Source organism: Streptomyces sp. NPDC030799 (assembly GCF_055572255.1).
The window spans coordinates 170,150-190,430 of record NZ_JBVIDS010000001.1; the positions used below are offsets into that span (position 1 = coordinate 170,150).

Genomic DNA, 20,281 nt, shown 5'->3' on the forward strand with positions numbered 1-20,281 from the left:
CACCGGTTTCACGCCGCGGGAAGCGGCCGGCGGCCGGCCGCGCTCCAGTTCGTCAGTCCGGGGTGTTGACCATCGACGCGGCGGCGTACGTCAGGTAGTTCCACAGCGTCGTCTCGTGCTCCTCGGACAGGCCGAGTTCGTCGACGGCCACCCGCATGTGCCGCAGCCAGGCGTCGTGCGCCGCACGGTCCACGGTGAACGGGGCGTGCCGCATGCGCAGCCGGGGGTGGCCGCGGTTGTCGCTGTAGGTGGTGGGGCCGCCCCAGTACTGCATCAGGAACAGAGCGAGGCGCTCCTCGGCCGGGCCCAGGTCCTCCTCGGGGTACATCGGCCGCAGGAACGGGTCCTCGGCGACTCCCTCGTAGAAACGGTGGACCAGCCGACGGAAGGTCTCCTCCCCGCCGACCTGTTCGTAGAAGGTCTGCTCCTGAAGCGTGCCGCGCCGAATCTCATTCACGTCCCCTATGGTCTCAGACCGGGTGACCGAGGTCCCGAGCCTTAGGACCCGCCGGCCGGCTCGCCCCTACTGTGGACCCATGGGCGCCTACGACACCGAGACCGACCGCCTGGCCGCCGTCGCGCGGGCCGCGCTGGTGCGGGAGATCGACGCCGACGGGGTCTTCGCCGGGGACCCGGTGTGGCGGGAGACGTTCGCGGCGGTGCCCCGGCACCTGTTCGTGCCGTACTACTACGTCGCCGGTGCACGCGGCTATGAGCGCCGCTGGGGAGAGAGCCCCGACCCCGAGGCCCGCGCCCGCTGGGTACGCGGCGCCTACGCGGACGTACCGCTCGCCACCCGGCTGCGCGACGGTGAGCTGGTCTCCTCCAGCAGCCAGCCCTCCCTGATGGCCCTGATGCTGGTCGCGCTGGAGGTCGAGGACGGCAACCGGGTCCTGGAGGTGGGCGCCGGCACCGGCTACAACGCCGCCCTGCTCGCCCACCGGCTCGGCGACGACGACCTGGTCACCAGCATCGACCTGGAACCGGAGATCACCGAGTCGGCCCGCCGTCATCTGGACGCGGCCGGATTCCACCCGGCCGTCGTCACCGGCGACGGCGCGCGCGGGGTCCCCGAACGCGCCCCCTTCGACCGGATCATCGCCACCTGCGAGCTGTCCACGGTCCCGCGCGCCTGGCTCGCCCAGTGCCGCCCCGGCGCCCGGATCCTGACCCCACTGGCCACCGGTCTGCTCGCGCTCACGGTGCGGGACGCGGCGCACGCCGAGGGCCGTTTCCTGTCCTCGGCCGCCTACTTCGTACCGCTGCGCGGCGAGGGCCGGGCGCAGCCGGAGGGCGTGTCGCTCGCCGGGCTGCCGGGCCGGGCCCGCGAGCAGGAGACGTTCCGCTTCCTGCTCGCCCTGACCCGGGGCACCCTCGACCCCCACGAGGCCTACGCGCTGTGGGAGCGCGAGGGCATGCCGGAGCGCGACCGGTACGGCGTCACGTTCGCCGGCGAGCACACCTGGGCGTGGCTGGACGAGCCGGAGGGGCCGTACGCCTGGTCCCTGCCGTGACCCGTCCCGCCGTGGCGCTCAGCCCCGGCGGATGGTGATCGTCGTCCAGGCGCCCACGTGCACCCGGTCGCCGTCCTGCAGCGGAACCGGCACGAACGGCTGGATCGGTTCCTCGGACATGTTGACCGTGGTGCCGTTGGTCGAGTTCTGGTCGACGACCGCCCAGCTGCCGTCCGGCTGCTGCACCAGTACCGCGTGCTGGTGCGAGACGCCCGGGTCCTCCGGCGGCACCGACAGGTCGATGTCGGGGGTGTCGCCGGTGGAGTGCCGGCGACGGCCGATGGTGATCTGGTTGCCGCTGAGCGTGCGCTGCTGCTCGGGCGAGTACGCGGGCAGGTTCAGACCCGCGGCCTCGGGGCCCGAGCGGTGCATCATCGCCATGAAGTACGCGCGGTCCGGGCCGATGGTCGCCGTCCAGGTGGCCGGTCCCGCGGGCTGGTGCGGGAAGCCGGGGCCGCCGGGCGGCGCCTGCGTGGCGCCGGGCTGCGGGTAGCCGTATCCGCCGGCCGGGCCGCCGCCGGGACCCTGCGGCTGCCCCGGTCCCGCGGGGTTGGCGGACGACGGCGGGGAGATCACCCAGTCGTCGTCACCCCCGCCGAACGGCGGGCCGCCGGCCGGGGGCCGGCCGGTCTCGTGCGGGAACGCGGGCGGCGCGGGCGGCCCGGACTGCTGGTACGCCTGCGGGGCACCGCCGGGACCGGCACCGGGACCCGCGGGCGGCGTGGGGCCGGGCGGCGGGGGCACCGGACGCGAGGGGTCGCCGAAGCCCGAGGGGCCGGGCGCGCCGGGGCCGCCCTGGGTCGGCGCGGGCGGAGTGGGGCCGCCGGGACCGGAGGGCTCACGGCCGAACGGGCCGCCGGGACCGGACGGCTCGCGACCGAAGGAGGGCGGACCGGCGGGACCACCGGGGCCGGGGCCCTGCCCCTGCCCGCCGCCGAAGCCGGAGGGACCACCGAAACCACCGGGAGCACCAGGACCACCGGGCCCCTGACCCTGCCCCGGACCGCCGCCGAAACCGGACGGACCGCCGGGACCCCGACCCGGGCCGCCGAAGCCGGAGGGACCGGAAGGACCGCCCGGACCCGAGGGGCCGGGGGAGGCCGGCGGTCCCGACGGGCCGCGGTCGCCGCCGAACGGCGTCGGGCCCGACGGCTCGCTGCCGAAGGACGGGATCGGTTCGGCGGGCCGGTTCACCTGCGAGGGCCGCGAGCCCTGGTACTCGTACCCGTCACCGCCGCCGTACGTCGCGCTCGGCGGCTGGAACCGCGGCTGCGGTGAGCGCGGCGCGGCCGGGGTGTACGAGGTGGCCGTGTTGGTCAGGAAGTTCCACCGGCACTCCTCGCAGAAGGGCGCGCCGCCCTCGCGGGGCGTACGGCACTGCGGGCACAGCTCCGGCTCCGGGGCCGACGCAGCCGGCGGGCGTCCGCCGGCCGGGCCGCCCTGCGGGGGCGGGAAGCCGTAGCCACCCGCGGGCGGGGGCGGCGGAGGGGGTGGAGGTACGGCACCGGCCATGCGGTGACCGCAGACCTCGCACCAGTCGTCGGAACCCGACTGGTGTCCGTTCGGGCAGGTCGGCATGTCGGCGCTTCCCCTTCTCCGGATGTTCTACTGGGTCACTTCTTTACACGAACAGTCTTTGTGGACCGGGTCTCCAGAGTCATCTCGTCCGCCTCCGCGACCCTCGTCTTCAACCGCACAGTACCTGTCGCGGCATCGACCACGTCCACCACCTTCGCAAGCAGTTTCGCAGTATCGGCGTTCCCGGAGGCGTTGGCGAGCTGAACGGCGCGCCCCAGTTTGGCCGTTGCTCCATCGAAATTGCCCGCTTTGCGAAGGTCGAGGCCTTGCTGGATGGCTTGTGCCAGTTCGGCCTGCCCGGTGTAGTGGGCGACTTGGGGGTTGATCGAGGTCGAGGCCGTCATGTCGTCGGTCCACACGGCCCGCACCAGGCCCTGGGCGCCCAGGTTCTGTACCGATCCGTCCGGTTGTGGCACGACCAGCGAGACCCGGGCGGCAAGCATTTCCTGGCCCAGGCCGGCCGGCGGGACCTGAACGCACAGGTGGTAGTCGCGGGACTCGTCGCCCCAGGACCCCGTCGGGTAGTCCCCGGCACGCGGTCCGGCCTCGGTGCGGCGGGCGGTCAAGTCCTCGACGGAGGGCGCCACTTGCTTGACGAAGCGGATGCTCGTGCCGACCGGCGTCCACACCCTGAGCGAGACGTCGGCGACCTCCTTGCCCATCGCCGTCTCCATCATCCGCCTGAAGTCGGCGGCGAGACCGGCCGGGTCGGCGACGATGTCGGCCGTGCCGAGCAGCGCGGAGGCGATCCCTGTGACTTCTTTCACTTCCCAGTCGGTGCCCACACCCCGCGCGTCACAGGTGAACCGTCCGGCACAGGCCTCCAGCGTGGCCCTCAGATCCTGAGGCGACTCGTGTTCGTTGCGGCCGTCGGTGAGCAGGATGCCGTGCCGGATGGTGACGTCCGCCGAGTTCAGCAGCCGGTCCGCCAGGCGCAGCCAGGTGCCGATGGCCGTACCGCCGCCCGCGCTCAGCCGGCGCAGCGCCTGCTTGGCCTGCTCGCGGGTGGCGGCGTCGGCGACCGCGAGCCGTCCGCCGCCCGGATAGACCTCCTTGGCCACATGCGTGCCGCCGATCACCGAGAAGTGCGTGCCGTCGCGCAGGGCGTCGATCGCGGCGGCCGTGGCGTCCCGGGCGCCCCGCATCTTGGTCGGCGGGTAGTCCATGGAGCCGGAGCAGTCGACCATGACCGCCACTGCGGCGGACGGGCCGTGGCCCTGCCGGTACACCGGAGCCACGGTGCTGCCGATGGTGCCGCCGCCGGTCGCCGTCACGGTGACGACGGCGTTGACCTCGCGCCCGCCCTCGGGCAGGTACTCGTTCTGGTAGACGTCCACCGAGAACTGCGGCACCTGCGACTTCGCGAAATTGGCCATGCGTACTCAAATCCCCCTAGACCGCCCTGCCGGCAGGGCGACGGCTGTGACAGGACCGGTCCCCTCCGGTCCTTCGAGGCTCCCCGCGTCCGCGGCCTCAGGCCGATCCTGCCCCCTGGGGCGGTGCCGGGAACGGCACGACGGCCACTGTTACGTTGTCGTGGCCCCCGCCGTCCAGGGCGTGGCCGACCAGCACCCGGGCGCTGTGCAGCGGGCGCGCGGCCGCGTCCGGGGGGACGACCTCGGACATCTCCTCGGCCGTCTCGGCGTAGTTCCACAGGCCGTCGGTGCACACCACCACGACGCCGGAGCGGTCCGGCTTGAAGGACGCGGTGTGCGGCTCCAGTTCGTAGGCGTCCGCACCGAGCCAGCCGGTGATCGCGTGGGCGCGTTCGTCGGCGTACGCCTCGGCCTCGCTCATCAGGCCGGCGGCGACCATCTGCGCGGCCCAGGAGTCGTCCTCGGTGAGCCGGGCCGCGGGCGCGCCGCGGTCGTCGGGCACCCAGTAGACGCGGCTGTCACCGACCCAGCCGACGACCAGCAGTCCGGCGGCGACCACCGCGCCGACGATCGTGCAGGCCGGGGCGTTCTGCTGCGGGGCGTGCTCGCGGGCCGTGGCGGGTTCCTCGGCGAGCGCGTTGACGGCCTGCGCGGCGGCGACGATCGCCTCGTGCATCGCCGTCTGCGGATGCGTGCCCCGCGGCAGTGCGGCCAGCAGGCTGTCACCGGCGGCCTGGGACGCGGCCGACGACGCGTCGTCGGGGCGGGTGGCGGAGGACACGCCGTCGCAGACGATCGCGAGGACGGCCGGGGTGCCGTCGGGCAGCGTGGTCCGGCCGATGGTGAAGGCGTCCTCGTTGCGGTGGTGGCGCAGGCCCCGGTCGCTGACGGCCGCCACCGGGCCCGACTCGCGCTCCACGTGGTCGCGTTCACGGGGCTGGGCGTGCCCGCAGTTCTCGCAGTAGCCGTCGCTGTCCACCCGGCCGGCCCGGCAGGCCACGCACAGCTGTGCCGGCTCCTCGGGCGCGGCGGTGTTCTCGGGGCTCTCGGCCACGCGCGGATCGGGTGCCTGCAGCGGGTACTCCTCGGGTTCCTCGGGCCGGTCGAAGCGCACCCCGGAACCGGCTTGCTGCCCCGCACCACCCTGCGGACCGGACTCGTGCTCGGGCAGCGGTGTGCCGCCGGAGTCGGTGCCGGGCAGGTCGGCCGGCAGATGCACCGCCGGCGGGGTGCCGGAGCTCTCCGGCTCGGGGGCGGGCCAGTCCACGCCGTCCCCGAGGGAGCCGGCCGCGGAGCCGGTCATGGTGAGCGTCGGATGGTCCTGCGGCGGCGCGGGTACGACGGAGAGGTCGTACCCGCACGCTCCGCAGAAGAGGTCGCCCGACTCGACGGGCTCCGCGCAGCTCGGGCACTTCGACAGTGCGGCCTGCTGGGGCATCTGCGACATCAACTACACCCACGTCCGGGGGCGGTAACGGTTCGCCCGTTCCACCAGTTCGATCCTCTCCTCGCCGCTGCGCGCCAGCCGGGCCAGCGTGCGGTAGGCGCGCTCCAGGCCGAAGCGGAGGCCCCGCTCGTCCAGACCGCTGCCCAACAGCACCCGTCCGCCGGAGGCTTGCCGGGTGCCCTGGCCCCCGGAGAGTATCCAGTCCAGCGCCGAGCCGAGCACTTCCGCGGCCAGCTGTTCACGCCGCGCCAGGTCCAGGCCGTACGCGTCCAGCGCCTCGACCTGCCCGGCGGCGGCCGTCAGGTCGTCCAGGAACGGTACGTCAGCGGCGGCCGCGGTGCGCTGTCTGAGCCGCGCCCGGACGGCGGCGACCCGGGCGGCCGTGTAGTGGATGGAGGACTCCGGCACCGACTCCAGGGTCCGCACGGCACCCTGCCGGTTCCCGGCCGCGAGCTGCACCCGGGCGAGCCCGAAGGCGGCGCTCACATAGCTGGGGTCGGTCGTCCACACCAGGTGGTAGTACTCGGCCGCGTTGTCCAGCTGGCCCAGCACCTCCGCGCACAGGCCGAGCGCGAGCTTGGGCGGGGCCTCCCCGGGGAAGGCGTCGTAGATCGCGTCGAAGGCGAGCGCGGCGCCCTCGAAGTCGCCGGTGACCAGGGCGGCAACACCCCGGTACCACACCACCCGCCAGTCGTCGGGCCGTTCCTCGTCCAGGGTGGCCAGGCTCATCAGCGCGGCCTCGTGGTCGCCGCTCTCCAGCCGGGCGCGGATCTGCCGGAGCCGGGTCTCCACGGTCCGCGCGGGCGCCGCGTCGAGCGCGCTGATCAGCTCGGCCGGCGCGGAGGCCAGCAGACCGGCCAGGAAACCCGCGCTGGGGTCGCCCGGGTCGACCAGCGGGACCGGCAGGGCGAGTGCGGTGGCGGGCGTGTCGACGGGTCTGACGAGGGCGGGCGGGGAGAGTGCGGGGCCGGCGGGTGCGGCCCTGGACGACAGGGGCCGCGCCCCCAGCCAGGACACGTCCCCGTCCAGCCGGGGGAACAACTCCCGGTCGACGACCTTCACCTCCGGGCCGAACAGTGTCGACAGCGCGGGCCGGGCCTGTCCCGTCTGCAGCGAGACCACCTCGCGCAGTACGCCGGTCAGCTGCTCGGCCATCTCCTGTGCGGAGGCGAACCGGCGGGCGGGGTCGGGGTCGGTGGCGCGGACCAGGAACCGGTAGAAGGACTCGTAGCGGCGGAAGACGTCGATGCTCTCGGGGTCGGGCAGGGAGTCGACGTAGACGTTGGTGTAGCCCTGGAAGTCGAAGGTCAGCACCGCGAGCGTACGGCCCACCGTGTACAGGTCGCTCGCCACCGACGGGCCCACCTCGGCGACCTCCGGCGCCTGGTAGCCGACCGTGCCGTAGATCGCCGACTCCTCGTCGTCCATGCGGCGCACCGCGCCCATGTCGATCAGCTTGAGCTGGTCCTCGGTCTGGATGGCGTTGTCGACCTTGAAGTCGCAGTAGAGGAGGTTACGGCTGTGCAGGTGGCCGAGGGCCTCCAGCGCCTCGATGCCGTACGCGCACGCCTGCTCCACCGGCAGTGGATCGCGCCGGCCGTCCGGCGTGCGGCGGGCGTTGGCGATTTCCTTCAGTGACTTGCCGCCGACGTACTCCATGACGATGTAGCCGTCGAGGGAGCCGGTGCGCTGGTCGAGGTGCTCCACGAAGTTGTAGATCCGCACGATGTTGGCGTGCTCGATCTCCGCGAGGAAGCGCCGCTCGGAGATCGCCGCCGCCATCGCGTCCTGGTCACCGGTGTCCAGCAGGCCCTTGAGCACCACCCACCGGTCGGAGACGGCCCGGTCCACGGCGAGGTAGATCCAGCCGAGGCCGCCGTGGGCGAGACAGCCGGCGACCTCGTACTGCCCGTGCACCACGTCCCCGGCCTTCAGTTTCGGCACGAAGGAATACGGGTGCCCGCACTTGGTGCAGAAACCTTCCGTGCGCCCCGGCCGGTCGCCCCTGGCCCGGCCCACCGGCGCCCCGCAGGCCGAGCGCGAGCAGAACCGCTTCCGCTCGGGCACCTCCGGGTTCTCCAGCACCATCGCGCGCGGGTCGGGCCGGGGCACCTGCGGCACGTTCACCAGCCCGGCGCCGAGCCGCCCGCGCGTGGATGCGCCGGAGGAGGAGCCGGAGCTGCGCACCGACACCGAGCGCCCGCTGGACCGGCCCGACAGGGACCGGGAGAGCCGGCCGGACACCGAGCGGCGGGACTTCGACGACTGTGAGGACGTACGCGAGCTGCTGCCGGAACTGCTGCTGTCCGCGGCGGCCTTGGTGAGCCCGGTGGGCTGCGAGCCGACCATGCCTCCCCCGGAGGGGGCACCCCCGGCCGACGACACCACCGGTGCCAGGCCGCAGGTGTCGCAGTACAGCTCACCGCCGCCGACGTCCTCGTACGACCCCTCGCAGTCCGGCCGCTGACAGCTCTGCCCCGGCTGACTCATGTCTGCTCCCCCTTACGGTCCTCGGGCGCGCCCGTGCCGAGCAGCTCGGCCGCCAGCTGCTGGTAGCGCAGCACGGCCTGTTCGGCCACGCGCAGGTCGCAGGGCGCGCTCCACAGCATCCGCCGGGCCGCGTCGTACCGCTCGACCAGGAACGGGTCCTCGGCGAGCCCGTGCCGGGCCACCTTCGCCCGGTACGCGTCCAGCCGGCCGCGCAGTTCGGCGCGGACCGCGAGCGGTGCGGTGACCGCGGTCAACGACTCGCGGGCGCGCAGCAGTTCGTCCTCGGCCTTCTGCTCCAGGGATTCGAGGAGCGGGGAGAGCCGGTGCCACTGGGCCTGCCGCCGGTACTCGGCCGCCGTCGCCAGCTGTTCCTGCAGCACCGTCGGCGGGCCGCTGACCACCGGCACCTCGGTCGCCGCGATCTTCGCCAGCACCTCGCCGCGCGCGGTGCGGGCCTCGGCGAGGGTGCGGTCCGCGCGCGAGAGCACGTCCCGCAGCCGGATCAGCCGCGCCTCCGCGTCCTGCCGGACCGTCAGCACCGCGTCGATCTCCCGGCGCACGTCCTCCAGGGCGCGCGCCTCACGGTCGTACACCGTGGTGTCCGGCCGGCCGCCGCCCGGCGCCGAACTGCCCTCGGCCGGCACCCAGAAGGCGAGCGGGTCCGCGACGACGTCCTCCCGCAGCCTGGTCAGGGTGCGCGTGATCCGCTCCAGGTCGTCACCCGCCGGGTGCTCGCCGGGGCGGACGCCGACGGAGTGCGCGAGCGTCCGGGTGCGCTGGAGTTCCGCGGCGAGCAGATCGATCCGCGCGGGCAGCGCCGACCACACCGCGTCGGCGGCGACGACGAGGTCCAGGCTGGACGCGTACAGCTCGTTCATCCGGTCCACCAGCGTGGCCAGCGAGAAGGACTCGCTGAGCCGGCCGTTCCCGGCGACGGTCACGGACTGCCCGCGCAGCAGCTCGGTCAGCTCCTGCAGGTCCTCACGGCTGGACCAGCGGCGCCGGGCGCGGATCTCGCGGGCGGAGCGCAGCGCGTCCGCGTAGGCGTCGAAGTACCCCCACAGCAGGGTGATCCGCGCCTCCGTGGCCTGCCAGCGTTCCCTGGTCACACCGGCCAGTTCGGCGCCTTCGAGGAGTCTGCGGCCCGCGTGGTCCTGCAGTGCCAGCAGCGAGGTCTCGATCGCCTCGTGCTCCTGGCCGAGCCGCGCCAGCGCACGGTCCACCTCGTCCCGGTCCATCACCGGCCCGGCGGGGTCCGTGACGCCCATCGATCACCTCTCGCTGCGTTTCAGTGTTCCGGTCTTCCGGTCGGATGTGGCTCAACTCGTCCGCAGATACCGCGGCGCGGGCGGCTTCGACGCGGCCGGGTCCTTCCCCAGTGTCGCCGACAGCCACGTGTTGTACGACGCCTGCCAGCCGTTGGCGCGGTAGTCCACCAGAACGCGATTGACCCGGCGTACCAGATCGGAGGCGTCCTTCTTCATCGCCACGCCGTAGTACTCGGTGGTGAAGGCCCCGCCCTTCAGTTCGACGGTCGGGTCCTGCGCGGCCTGGCTGGCGGCGAGCGCACCGTCGGTCACCACCGCGTCCGCCTCGCCGAGTTGCAGCCGGACCAGGCAGTCCAGCTGGTTCGGCACGGTGCCGGCGATGTCCGTGGAGGCGGGCAGGGCGCCGCTCTTCCGGTCGGCGTCCAGCTTGATGTACGCCGTCGAACCGGCCGCCGTGCAGACCCTCTTGTGCGCCAGGGTGCCGTTGTAGCCCGTGATGGACGACGACTTGGGTGCCAGCACCTGTTGGCCGGTCTTGAAGTAGGGCGCGGAGAACGCGACCTGCTGCAGCCGCTCACAGGTGATCGTCATGGTCCGGACGACCATGTCCACCCGCCCGTCCTGGATCGCGGAGATCCGCTGGCTGGTCGGTATCGCCTTGAACTGCACCGCGTCCGGGTCGCCGAGGAGGTCCTGTGCGATCCGGTGCGCCAGGTCGATGTCGAAGCCCTCCAGCTCCGCGCCCTCGGTGTTCGGGTTGCGGTAGCCCCAGTGGTAGCTGTTCTGGTCGACACCGACGATCAGCTTGCGCCTGGCGCCCGTACGGGCCTTGATCGCGTCGATGGTCGGCCCGTCGGCGCCGGACGGCGACAGCGTCCGGTCGTGGGCCTCGGAGTCCTTGCAGTCCCCGGCGCGGGCCTGGAGTGCGGCGGCCACCGGCTGTCCGGCGGGCCTGCCCTGGGCCGGTGCCTTCTGGGTGCACGGCAGCAGCAGGACGAACGTCAGCGCCAGCGCGCACAGCACCGCCATCGCGCCGACCCCGCCCCAGCCCCGCAGGGAGGCCCGTACACGTGCCGCGTACATCGTCATGCCCCCTGTCACCGGTACTCCGAGAGTCTGCGCCCGATACCGGCCAGCGCGCCGGCCGCGCCGAGCACCGTGAGCACGGCCGCGCCCACCGGCAGCCCCGTCATCGCGTCCCGCCCGTCACCGGCGGCCCGCTGGAACTCGCCCTGCTCATGGTCGATGGCCCGGGCGAGATTGCGGTCGACGCTGTCGAAGCACTCACCGGTGGCGCCGCTGGCACCGATGACCTTGTCCAGCGCCTGCTGGTAGTTGCCGTTCTCGTCCTCGGTGCGGGCGGAGGTGTGGCGCTGCTTCCACACCGCCATGTTCCCCTCGGCCGCCTTCACCGGAGTACGGCCGCCCTGGTCGTCGGCGAGTTTCTCCGCCCCGGTCAGGCCCTTGCCGAGCACGGCCATGTCCTTGTCGAAGTCGTAGTAGTAGGCGTCGTACGTCCTTCCGCCCACCGTGATCGTCTCGGCGCCGCGCGCGACCAGGCTCAGGTTCTCGTTCCCGCGTGCCTTCAGGGAGGCGATCCGGGCGTCGTGCAGCACGGTCAGCGAACGGATGCCGTGGTCGTAGGAGCCGTTCAGCTCCGAGCGGGCCACCGCGTGGCCGACGACCAGCCACAGCAGGGCGACCGTGGTGGCGGCGCTGGCCGCGACCAGACCGTGGTTGAGCACCCGGTTCGTCCGCCGGTACATGCGCTGCTGGGCCCAGCCGAGCGCGGCCAGCGCGAGCACACCGAGCGCGATGGCGATCCACGGATACGGCGTCGCGTCCGCGTAGTCGGCGTCGAGCCGGGCGTTCTCCTTGGTGTAGAGATCCTCCGCCGCCGGGAGCATCTCCTGCTGCATCTTCTCGTTGGCGTAGCGCAGATAGGCGCCGCCGACCGGATACCCCTGCCGGTTGTACGTCCGGGCGCGCTCGACGAGCCCCTTGTACTCGGGCAGCAGCTTGTTCAGCTTGGCGATGGTCGCCTCGGAGGCCGAGCCCGGCTCGGCGTTGGCGGCGGCGGTCACCAGCCCCGCGGCGGCGGTCCGGATGTCCTTCTCGTACCGGTCCCGGGCGGCGGCCGTCTCCTGGCCGCCCGCCAGGAACCCGCTGGAGGCGGCCGTGTTGGCGTCCGCCAGCGACCGGTAGATGTCGGCGGCACCCGAACTGAGCGGCTGGCTGCGGTGCAGCACGTCGTCGGCGGCGGCCGCCCGCTCACTGGCCTGCCAGGCGGTGACCGCACCGAACGCCACGACCAGCAGCGCCAGCACGGCCCCGATGATCCGCAGCCGCCCCGGCTCGGTGGTCGCCGCGGCCCGCAGCCGGTCGACACCCTCGGCGAAGGCGGTCCGGCGGTCGGGCGGTACGGGGGGGACCACGGATGCCGGCCGGGCGGGCTGCGCGGGGATGCCGGGGGCGGCGGGCACACCGGGGCCCGCCACCGGCGGTGCCGTGCTCTTCGGCGGGTGTGTCACTTGACCTCCCCCATGGTCATCCGTTCGCCGCCAAGTATCACCGCACGGACCGGCATCCGCACCGGCCTTCACTGGATCTTGATCGGATCGCAGTGTGCCCGGCGGCGCGCAGTGCCCGGCGCACCACCCCCTGCGAAGGAACACGCCGGTCCGGGCGGATCGGTTCCCCGGTCCGGCGGGTGAGTGCCGGGCCGAGGAACCGTTTCGCCCTACCGGTGGCTCAGTTGGCGCGGTCGCAGCTGGTGAAGGTGTCGCTGGTCTGCGCGAGATAGATGCTGGCGCCGCCCTGGTCGTCGGTGCGCAGCGGGACCGTCAGGGTGTCGTCGGCGGTCCAGGCGTACCCGTTCACGTCGAACGTCCAGGTGCCGGTGACCTTCGTCGCCAGCTCCGACAGGGCGACCCAGCCGTACTGCCGCGGCGGCACCGTCACGGTGAGGCTGTTGCCGAGGTCCTCGACGAGGTTCTGCGAGACGCTGCCGGTGATCTGCTGGCTGACCTGGGCGGTGACCGGGGAGGCCCCGCCGGCGCCGAGCGCCGTGCCGAAGGTGAAGCCGAGCGTCGAGGTCCAGCCGGTGTGCTTGTTCATGGTGAACGTCCACGGCACCGGCGCGGAGGTGCCGTTGTACCAGACCGGCGAGACGCACTTCCTGGGCAGCGGCGCCGCCGGGGCCTGGGACCGGGTGCGCCAGGAGCAGCTGGAGGTGTCCTTCACACAGCGCGCCGCCGCGTGGTCGACGGCCGCGGCGACGGCGGCGTCCCGGGCGGCGGCGGGCAGCCGCCACTGCTGGGCCCGGCTGCCGTTGCAGTCGTAGGTGTCGGTCCAGGCGTCGTCGTACTGGGCGTCGTACCAGACGTCCAGACACGTGCCGTCCCGGTCGTTGCGGATCATGAACGCGCCGGGGGCGCCGGTGACCGGCTGGAAGAACCAGCGTTCCGTGGTCCGGCCGTCACAGGACTGCTGTCTGAGCGGCAGACCGGCGTCCGCGCACTTGCCCGTGTCGTTGTTGACGAGGGTGAAGGAGTCGTCGGTGCCGGTGAGGTTCGCGCTCCACTTCTGGTGGTGGCCCGGGGCGGAGTTGGTGACGAGGAAGACGCCGTCGCCGGTGTTGCCGTTCTGGACGTCGAGGCGGCGGCCGTTGCTCGACGACGTCAGGGTCAGGTCCTTCAGCGCGGCCGGGTCCGCGCCCGCCTTCGGTGCGGCGCTCGCGGGGTGTGCTGCGAGTCCCACGAGCGCCGCGATCGCGGCCAGGCCGGCGGCAGCTGTACGTCGGAACACAGGCTGTCCTTCCCTAGGCGGTTGGTGCAGACCTGCGTGAAGCTAGCCGTGCCGGTGCCCGGACTCCACGGACTCCGGGCGATCTTGTGAACAAACCCGCTTTTTCCGGTCAGTGGCGTTTTCCGGACAGCTCCCAGTACCCCCGCGCCCGCTCCCGCGCCGCCGCTCCCGCGCCCAGCCGGTCCAGGCCCAGCAGCGCCGCGCCCAGGACCGGGCGGGCTGTCACCACGCGGACGCCGGCCTTCGGGGCGCGGGCCGTCAGCAGGGCGTGGATGCCGTCGTCGAGCAGCGCGTGGCCGGCCGCCAGGACGCTGCCGCCGAGCAGGACCGGCGTCTCCTCGTCCAGCAGCTCCAGGCGGGTCAGCGCCACCGTGGCCATCACCGCGACCTCCTCCGCGAGCCGGGCGACGATCGCGCGGGCCACCGCGTCGCCCCCGGCGGCCGTCGTGAACAGCACCGGAGTCAGCTCGTGCCGCCGGTCGTGGTCGATGTGCTCCAGGTGCAGCGCCTCGATCAGCGCGTACATCGTCGGCAGGCCGAAGTGCGCGGGCAGGGTGCGGGCCAGGGCCGTCGGCCCGCCCCGGCCGTCCTCCGCGCGGGCCGCGTGCCACAGCGCCTCCTCGGCCAGGCCCCAGCCCCCGCCCCAGTCACCGGAGATACGGCCGAGGGCCGGGAAGCGCGCGGTACGGCCGTCGGGGCGCATGCCGACGCAGTTGATGCCCGCCCCGCACACCACGGCCACCCCGCGCGGCTCGGCGACGCCCGCCCGCAGGATCGCGAAGGTGTCGTTGCGGACCTCCACCGACGCGCCCCAGCCCCGTGCCGCCAGCGCGGTCGCCAACCGCTCCTCCTCCACGGGGAGATCAGCGTTGGCCAGGCAGGCCGACACATGCGCCACCGAGGTGACACCCGCATCCGCGAAGGCCCGCGCGACCGGTTCGGCCAGCGCGTCCAGCGCCGCCGGCACGCCCACCGAGGGCGGGCGGAAGCCACCGCCGCGGGCCGTGGCCAGCACCTCCCCGGCGGCGGTGACCACGGCCACGTCGGTCTTGCTGTTGCCCGCGTCCACCGCAAGCACGTTCGAGGTCAGGCCCACGCGAGGTGCTCCCGGTTGTGCGCGATCAACTGGTCGGTCAGGGTGTCGGCGTAGCCGTACTGGCCGATCAGCGGGTGGGCGAGCAGGGCGCGGAAGACGCGGTCGCGGCCGCCGCGCAGCGCCGCCTCCAGCGCCAGTTCCTCGTACGCCGTCACGTTCGCGATCAGCCCGGCGAACAGCGGGTCCGGCTCCGGTACCGGCAGCGGCACCGGACCGTTCGGGCCGACCGCCGCCTGGACCTCGATCACCGCTTCGTCGGGCAGGAAGGGCAGCGTGCCCCGGTTGACCGCGTTCACCACCTGGTACGGGCTGCCCCCGCCGCCGAGCAGCGCGGCCGCCAGGTCCACGGCCGCCTCCGAGTAGTAGGCGCCGCCGCGCCGGGCGAGCAGCGCCGGCTTCTCGTCCAGCGCCGGGTCGCCGTACATCGCCAGCAATTCACGCTCCATTGCTGCCACTTCGGCGGCGCGGGACGGCTTGGTGCGCAGTTCGCGGACGACCTCGTCGTGGGCGTAGTAGTAGCGCAGGTAGTAGGAGGGGATCACGCCCAGGCGGTCCAGCAGGGGGCGCGGGAGGCGCAGGTCGTCGGCGATCGCGTCGCCGTGGTCGGCGAGGAGCTTCGGCAGGACGTCGTCGCCCTCGGGGCCGCCCAGGCGCACACCGGTCTCCCACGTGAGGTGGTTGAGCCCCACATGGGCGAGGTGCACATCCGCCGGGGTCACGCCGAGCAGCCCCGCGAACTTCCGCTGGAAGCCGATCGCCACGTTGCACAGCCCGACCGCCCGGTGCCCCGCCTGGAGCAGGGCGCGGGTGACGATGCCGACCGGATTGGTGAAGTCGATGATCCAGGCGCGCGGGTTGGTACGGCGGACCCGTTCGGCGATGTCCAGGACCACCGGTACCGTGCGCAGCGCCTTGGCGAGGCCGCCCGCGCCGGTGGTCTCCTGACCGATGCAGCCGCACTCCAGCGGCCAGGTCTCGTCCTGCTGCCGGGCCGCCTGCCCGCCGACGCGCAGCTGGAGCAGCACGGCGTCGGCGCCGTCGACGCCCGCGTCGAGGTCGGCGGTGGTGACGATCCGGCCGCCGTGGCCCTGCTTGGCGAAGATGCGCCGGGCCAGGCCGCCGACCAGTTCCAGGCGTTCGGCGGCCGGGTCCACGAGGACCAGCTCCTCGACGGGCAGGGTGTCCCTGAGGCGCGCGAAGCCGTCGACGAGTTCGGGGGTGTAGGTCGAGCCTCCGCCGACCACGGTGAGTTTCATATACGGGTTAACCCTTCACTCCGGTGAGCGTGACGCCTTCCACGAACGCCTTTTGGGCGAAGAAGAACACGAGGATCACGGGGGCCATGACCAGCACCGTCGCGGCCATGGTGAGGTTCCAGTCGGTGTGGTGGGCGCCCTTGAAGGACTCCAGGCCGTAGGACAGGGTCCAGGCGCCGGGGTTCTCGGACGCGTAGATCTGCGGACCGAAGTAGTCGTTCCAGGCGTAGAAGAACTGGAAGAGGGCGACGGCGGAGATGCCCGGCCTGGCCATCGGCAGCACGATCCTGAGCAGGGTCCTGAGGTCTCCGCAGCCGTCGACCTTGGCCGCGTCCAGGTACTCGTTCGGGATCGTCATCAGGAACTGGCGCAGCAGGAAGACGGAGAACGCGTCGCCGAACGCCATCGGGATGATCAGCGGCCACAGCGTTCCGGACAGGTCCAGCTGCTTCGCCCAGAACAGGTACATCGGGATGACGACCACCTGCGGGGGCAGCATCATCATCGAGATGACCAGCATGAGCGACAGATTGCGGCCCCGGAAGCGGAACTTGGCGAGCGCGTACGCCACCGGGACCGAGGAGACGACGGTGAGCACGGTGCCGAGCCCGGCGTAGATCAGCGTGTTCCTCCACCAGGTCAGAAAGCCGGGCGTGTGGAAGACCTTCGTGTAGTTGCCCCACTCCCAGGTGTGCGGGACCAGATCGCGGCTGAGTGCCTGGGTGTCGCTCATCAGCGAGGTCAGCAGGACGAACACGAAGGGAAGGGTGAAGAACAGGGCGGCGGCGACGCCGAGGGAGTGGACCGCTATCCATTCGAGATGCGCCTTGCGGCGGGTCATACGTCAGTCACCTGCCTGGATGAGACCGCCCCGGCGCCGCATCAGCAGTGCGGTGAACACCATCGACAGTGCGAACAGCACCAGGGCCACCACACAGGCCGAGCCGTAGTCGAAGCGCTGGAAGCCGAGGTTGTAGACGAGCTGGGGGAGGGTGAGCGTGGACTTGTCGGGGTAGCCGGGTTCGAACTGGGTGCCCGCGCCCTGGATCACCCCGGAGGCGACCTTTCCGGCGATCAGCGGCTGGGTGTAGTACTGCATGGTCTGGATCACGCCGGTGACGACCGCGAACATCACGATCGGGGAGATGTTCGGGAGGGTGACGTACCGGAACCGCTGCCACGCCGACGCCCCGTCCAGCTCGGCCGCCTCGTACTGCTCGGCCGGCACGTCCAGCAGCGCGGCCATGAAGACGACCATCAGGTCGCCGATGCCCCACAACGCCAGCAGGGTGAGGGCCGGCTTGGCCCAGGCGGGGTCGCCGAACCAGCCCGGCGCCGGGATGCCGGCCTTCTCCAGGACGGCGTCCACCGGTCCGGTGCCGGGGTTGAGGAGAAAGGCGAAGGCCATGGTCGCCGCGACCGGCGGGGCGAGATACGGCAGGTAGAACAGGGTGCGGAAGACCCCCGTACCGGTCTTGATCCTGGTGATGAGCAGTCCGATGCCGAGCCCGAAGACGACCCGCAACGACACCATCACCACCACCAGCCACAGCGTGTTGCGCAGGGCCGGCCAGAAGAGCGGGTAGTGCTCGAAGACGTACGTCCAGTTCTTCCCGCCGCTCCACGTCGGCGGCCGGAACCCGTCGTAGTGCATGAACGAGAAATAGACCGTCGAGATCAGCGGATACGCGAAGAACACCGCGAAACCGATCAGCCAGGGCGACATGAAGGCGGCCGTGCGAAGAGCCGAGCGCAGGCGTTTCGACGCCGGAGTGACCGTGCGCATCGGCTACTTCGCCTGCGCGATGTCCGTGTCGATCTGCGCGGCCGTCCGCTGCAGACCGGCCTTCAGATCCTTCACCTTGCCGCTCTCGTAGTCGTAACCGAACTGCTGGATCGTCACCAGGTACACACCGCCGTTGAGGGAGGCGGGTGTGGTGGTGGAGTTCGGATTGGCGGCGATGTCGAGGAAGGTCTTGAAACGCGGGTCGTACGTCAGCTTCGGAGACTTCAGCGCGGCCAAGGTCGAGGGCACGTTGTGGATGTCGTTGGCGAAGCCGACCACGGCGTCGGTGTCCGTGGTGATGTACTTGAGGAACTCCCAGGCGGCGTTCTGCCTGTGGCTGGTGGCGGCGATGCCCGCGACGGTGCCGGTGATGTAGCCCTTGCCGTACTGGCTCACCTGGTCGTCGGGGACGGGCAGCGGGGCGACGCCGATCTCGAACTTCGGCCTGGCCTGCTCGGCCATGCCGAGCCGCCATTCGCCGTCGAGCTGCATGGCGACCTGACCGGTGTGGAAGGGGTGCCGGGGACCCCACTCGTCACCGAGCGTCGACCGGAACTTCTCCAGCTTCTGGAATCCGCCGAGTTCGTCCACGAGCCGCTTCTGCAGCTCGAAGCCCTTCCGGAACGCCGGATCCTTGGCGAGGTTCGACTTTCCGTTCTTGTCGAAGTACGTCGGCGAGAACTGCCCGAAGTAGTGCTCGGTGGTGGATTCCCAGCCGTGGTAGTCCGGCATGAAGCCGAGCTGCTGGTAGCTGTCGCCCTGCGGGACGGTCAGCTTCTTGGCGTCCGCCTCGAATTCGGACCACGTCTTCGGCGGGTGCGCGATATCCGCTTTCTCGAACGCCGTCTTGTTGTAGTAGAGCCCGTACGCGTCACCGAGCAGCGGTGCGGTGCAGCGGTTGCCGTCGAACCGGGTGTACTCGTTCATCGGCTTCGGGAAGGTCGCCTGCGGATCGATGCCCGACTTCTTGAAGAAGGGAGTGAGATCGACCAGCGCTCCGGAGGAACAGAACCTGCCGACGTTGTTGGTGGTGAAGGAGGAGATCACATCCGGCGCCTGGTCACCCCCGGACCGCAGCGCCTGATTGATCTTGTCGTCGGTCATGTTGCCGACGATGTGCACGTGGATGTTGGGGTGCGCCTTCTCGAAGCCGGCGACCAGCGACTTGACGGCCTTCACCTCGTTCGGCGCGCTCCAGGCGTGCCAGAAGTTGATCGTCGTGTCCTGCGAGGCGTCGTCCGTGGCGCCGGAGCCCGACTGCCCGGTGCAGGCGGTGGCGAAAAAGGCGAGCGACGCAGCCACGGCAAAGGCCGCTTTTCGGGCAGCGGAAGGTATGACTTCGGGCATGGCGAGGTCTCCCAGGGGGACGGGGTCGGGAAAGAGGGGGCGCTCTAGCGCGAGGTGTCGAAGACCTCGTCGCGGGTGGTGACGAGCGCGGACTCCAGCGCGCCGCGCAGTACGGGGTGTTCCTGGACGTCGCCGACGACCAGCCGGGGGCGGGCCGCGGCCAGCTCCTCCAGCTCGGCCTGGACGAGGGTGCGCAGCACCTCGCCGCCGGCCGTCAGCGCGGAGCCGCTGAGGACGACGAGTTCGGGGTCGAGGACGGAGACGAGCGAGGCCAGACCGATGGCGAGCCGCGTCGCGTAGCTCTGGAGCAGCTTCCGGTAGGGGCCGCTCGCGTGGTCGGCGGCACGGGCGACGAGTTCGGCGGCGACCTCCGTGCACGGCCCGGAGGGCACGTCCTCGATGCCGAGTTCGCGGGCCAGCTTCGGCACGGCCTGCGAGCCGGCCAGCTCCTGGTAGCCACCGCTGTTGGTCCTGGCCACCTGGCGCACCAGCGGTGTGCCGGGCACCGGCAGGAAGCCGACCTCGCCGGCGCCGCCGGTCCAGCCGCGGTGCAGCCGGCCGCCGAGGACCAGGGCGGCGCCGAGCCCTTCCTCGTTCCACAGCAGCACGAAGTCGCCGTGGCCCCGGGCGGCCCCGAGCCGCTGTTCCGCGAGGGCGACGAGGTTGACGTCGTTCTCGTACTCGACGGGCATGGGGAGTGCCGCCGCGAGTTCGCCGAGCAGGGTGGGGGAGTGCCAGCCCGGCAGATGGGAGGCGTAGCGCAGCCGGCCGGTGTTCGGGTCGAAGGCGCCCGGGGTGCCGATGACCAGCCGGTGCACGTCGGACCGGGTGAGACCGGCGGCCTTCACGGCGCCGTCGAGCGCGCCGGTGACCTGCTGTACGACGGGCTGCGCCGGGCGCCGCCCCGGTGTGGGCAGCTCGAACTCGCCCACCGTCCGGCCGGTGATGTCGGCGACGGCGGCGCGGATGCGGTCCGGGGTGACGTCGAGCCCGGCGGCGTGCGCGGCCGCGGGGTTGACGGCGTACAGCTGGGCGCTGGGGCCCGGCCGGCCCTCGCTGGTGCCGGTCACCCGGACCAGGCCGGCCGCCTCCAGGCGGGCCAGCAACTGCGAGGCGGTGGGCTTGGACAGGCCGGTGAGTTTGCCGATCCGGGTGCGCGAGAGCGGTCCGTGCTCCAGCAGGAGGTCCAGTGCGGCACGGTCGTTCATGGCGCGCAGCACGCGCGGGGTGCCCGGCGTACCGGCGGTTCCTGCCATGGAGTTCGACACCTGCCTTTCCAGCCACCCAGCTTTTCAGTGACCCCGGCACGGCGTCCA

Annotated in this window: 16 protein-coding genes; 1 reads left to right on the forward strand and 15 read right to left on the reverse strand. The window is 72.3% G+C overall.

Features of this window, described 5'->3' with window-relative positions:
• Positions 1-52: 52 nt before the first annotated feature.
• Positions 53-466 carry a globin gene (locus ACZ41I_RS00750; protein ID WP_363216885.1) on the reverse strand — a complete coding sequence of 138 codons (414 nt, stop codon included), beginning with the start codon at positions 464-466 and terminating at the stop codon, positions 53-55.
• A gap of 70 nt (positions 467-536) precedes the next feature.
• Here ACZ41I_RS00750 and ACZ41I_RS00755 point away from each other — a divergent pair, with 70 nt between their 5' ends.
• A complete protein-coding gene (locus tag ACZ41I_RS00755) occupies positions 537-1,514 on the forward strand; it encodes a methyltransferase domain-containing protein (RefSeq protein WP_468512849.1) in 978 nt (325 codons plus the stop codon).
• A gap of 18 nt (positions 1,515-1,532) precedes the next feature.
• On the opposite strand, the gene ACZ41I_RS00760 is transcribed toward ACZ41I_RS00755, so the two are convergent.
• The 14 genes from ACZ41I_RS00760 to ACZ41I_RS00825 all read right to left on the reverse strand — a co-directional run bounded on the left by ACZ41I_RS00760 (position 1,533) and on the right by ACZ41I_RS00825 (position 20,221).
• A complete protein-coding gene (locus ACZ41I_RS00760) occupies positions 1,533-3,092 on the reverse strand; it encodes an FHA domain-containing protein (RefSeq protein WP_468512850.1) in 1,560 nt (519 codons plus the stop codon).
• A gap of 35 nt (positions 3,093-3,127) precedes the next feature.
• Positions 3,128-4,468, reverse strand: a complete 1,341-nt coding sequence (locus ACZ41I_RS00765) for a vWA domain-containing protein (RefSeq protein WP_399768933.1) — start codon at positions 4,466-4,468, stop codon at positions 3,128-3,130.
• A 97-nt stretch (positions 4,469-4,565) separates the two neighbouring features.
• Positions 4,566-5,915 (reverse strand): PP2C family serine/threonine-protein phosphatase, encoded by a 1,350-nt coding sequence (locus tag ACZ41I_RS00770; protein ID WP_468512851.1) that lies wholly within the window; start codon positions 5,913-5,915, stop codon positions 4,566-4,568.
• Positions 5,916-5,918: 3 nt separating this feature from the next.
• Entirely contained in the window at positions 5,919-8,405 is a 2,487-nt protein-coding gene (locus ACZ41I_RS00775; protein ID WP_468512852.1) for a serine/threonine-protein kinase, read from the reverse strand.
• Positions 8,402-9,673: a coiled-coil domain-containing protein gene (locus ACZ41I_RS00780; protein ID WP_468512853.1), complete on the reverse strand. Its 1,272-nt coding sequence runs from the start codon at positions 9,671-9,673 to the stop codon at positions 8,402-8,404. Before ACZ41I_RS00780 ends, ACZ41I_RS00775 begins: the two co-directional genes overlap by 4 nt.
• 51 nt (positions 9,674-9,724) lie before the next feature.
• On the reverse strand, positions 9,725-10,756 hold the full coding sequence (locus ACZ41I_RS00785; RefSeq protein ID WP_468512854.1) for a glutamate ABC transporter substrate-binding protein: 1,032 nt from the start codon (positions 10,754-10,756) through the stop codon (positions 9,725-9,727).
• A gap of 14 nt (positions 10,757-10,770) precedes the next feature.
• A complete protein-coding gene (locus tag ACZ41I_RS00790; RefSeq protein WP_468512855.1) occupies positions 10,771-12,204 on the reverse strand; it encodes a hypothetical protein in 1,434 nt (477 codons plus the stop codon).
• A 220-nt stretch (positions 12,205-12,424) separates the two neighbouring features.
• The gene (locus tag ACZ41I_RS00795) at positions 12,425-13,480 is read right to left on the reverse strand and encodes an RICIN domain-containing protein (protein ID WP_468512856.1); all 1,056 of its coding nucleotides are present in this window, start codon (positions 13,478-13,480) and stop codon (positions 12,425-12,427) included.
• Between the two features lie 109 nt (positions 13,481-13,589).
• Positions 13,590-14,576 (reverse strand): N-acetylglucosamine kinase, encoded by a 987-nt coding sequence (locus ACZ41I_RS00800; RefSeq protein ID WP_468512857.1) that lies wholly within the window; start codon positions 14,574-14,576, stop codon positions 13,590-13,592.
• Positions 14,567-15,832 (reverse strand): 6-phospho-beta-glucosidase, encoded by a 1,266-nt coding sequence (locus ACZ41I_RS00805; RefSeq protein WP_468512858.1) that lies wholly within the window; start codon positions 15,830-15,832, stop codon positions 14,567-14,569. The genes ACZ41I_RS00800 and ACZ41I_RS00805 overlap by 10 nt, the downstream gene beginning before the upstream one ends.
• 7 nt (positions 15,833-15,839) lie before the next feature.
• A complete protein-coding gene (locus ACZ41I_RS00810; protein WP_363216876.1) occupies positions 15,840-16,673 on the reverse strand; it encodes a carbohydrate ABC transporter permease in 834 nt (277 codons plus the stop codon).
• Between the two features lie 3 nt (positions 16,674-16,676).
• Positions 16,677-17,618, reverse strand: coding sequence for a carbohydrate ABC transporter permease (locus ACZ41I_RS00815; protein ID WP_399768950.1), 942 nt, complete (start codon positions 17,616-17,618; stop codon positions 16,677-16,679).
• 3 nt (positions 17,619-17,621) lie between these two features.
• Positions 17,622-18,965 carry an ABC transporter substrate-binding protein gene (locus tag ACZ41I_RS00820; protein WP_468512859.1) on the reverse strand — a complete coding sequence of 448 codons (1,344 nt, stop codon included), beginning with the start codon at positions 18,963-18,965 and terminating at the stop codon, positions 17,622-17,624.
• A gap of 44 nt (positions 18,966-19,009) precedes the next feature.
• Entirely contained in the window at positions 19,010-20,221 is a 1,212-nt protein-coding gene (locus ACZ41I_RS00825; protein WP_399768954.1) for an ROK family transcriptional regulator, read from the reverse strand.
• Positions 20,222-20,281: the final 60 nt, after the last annotated feature.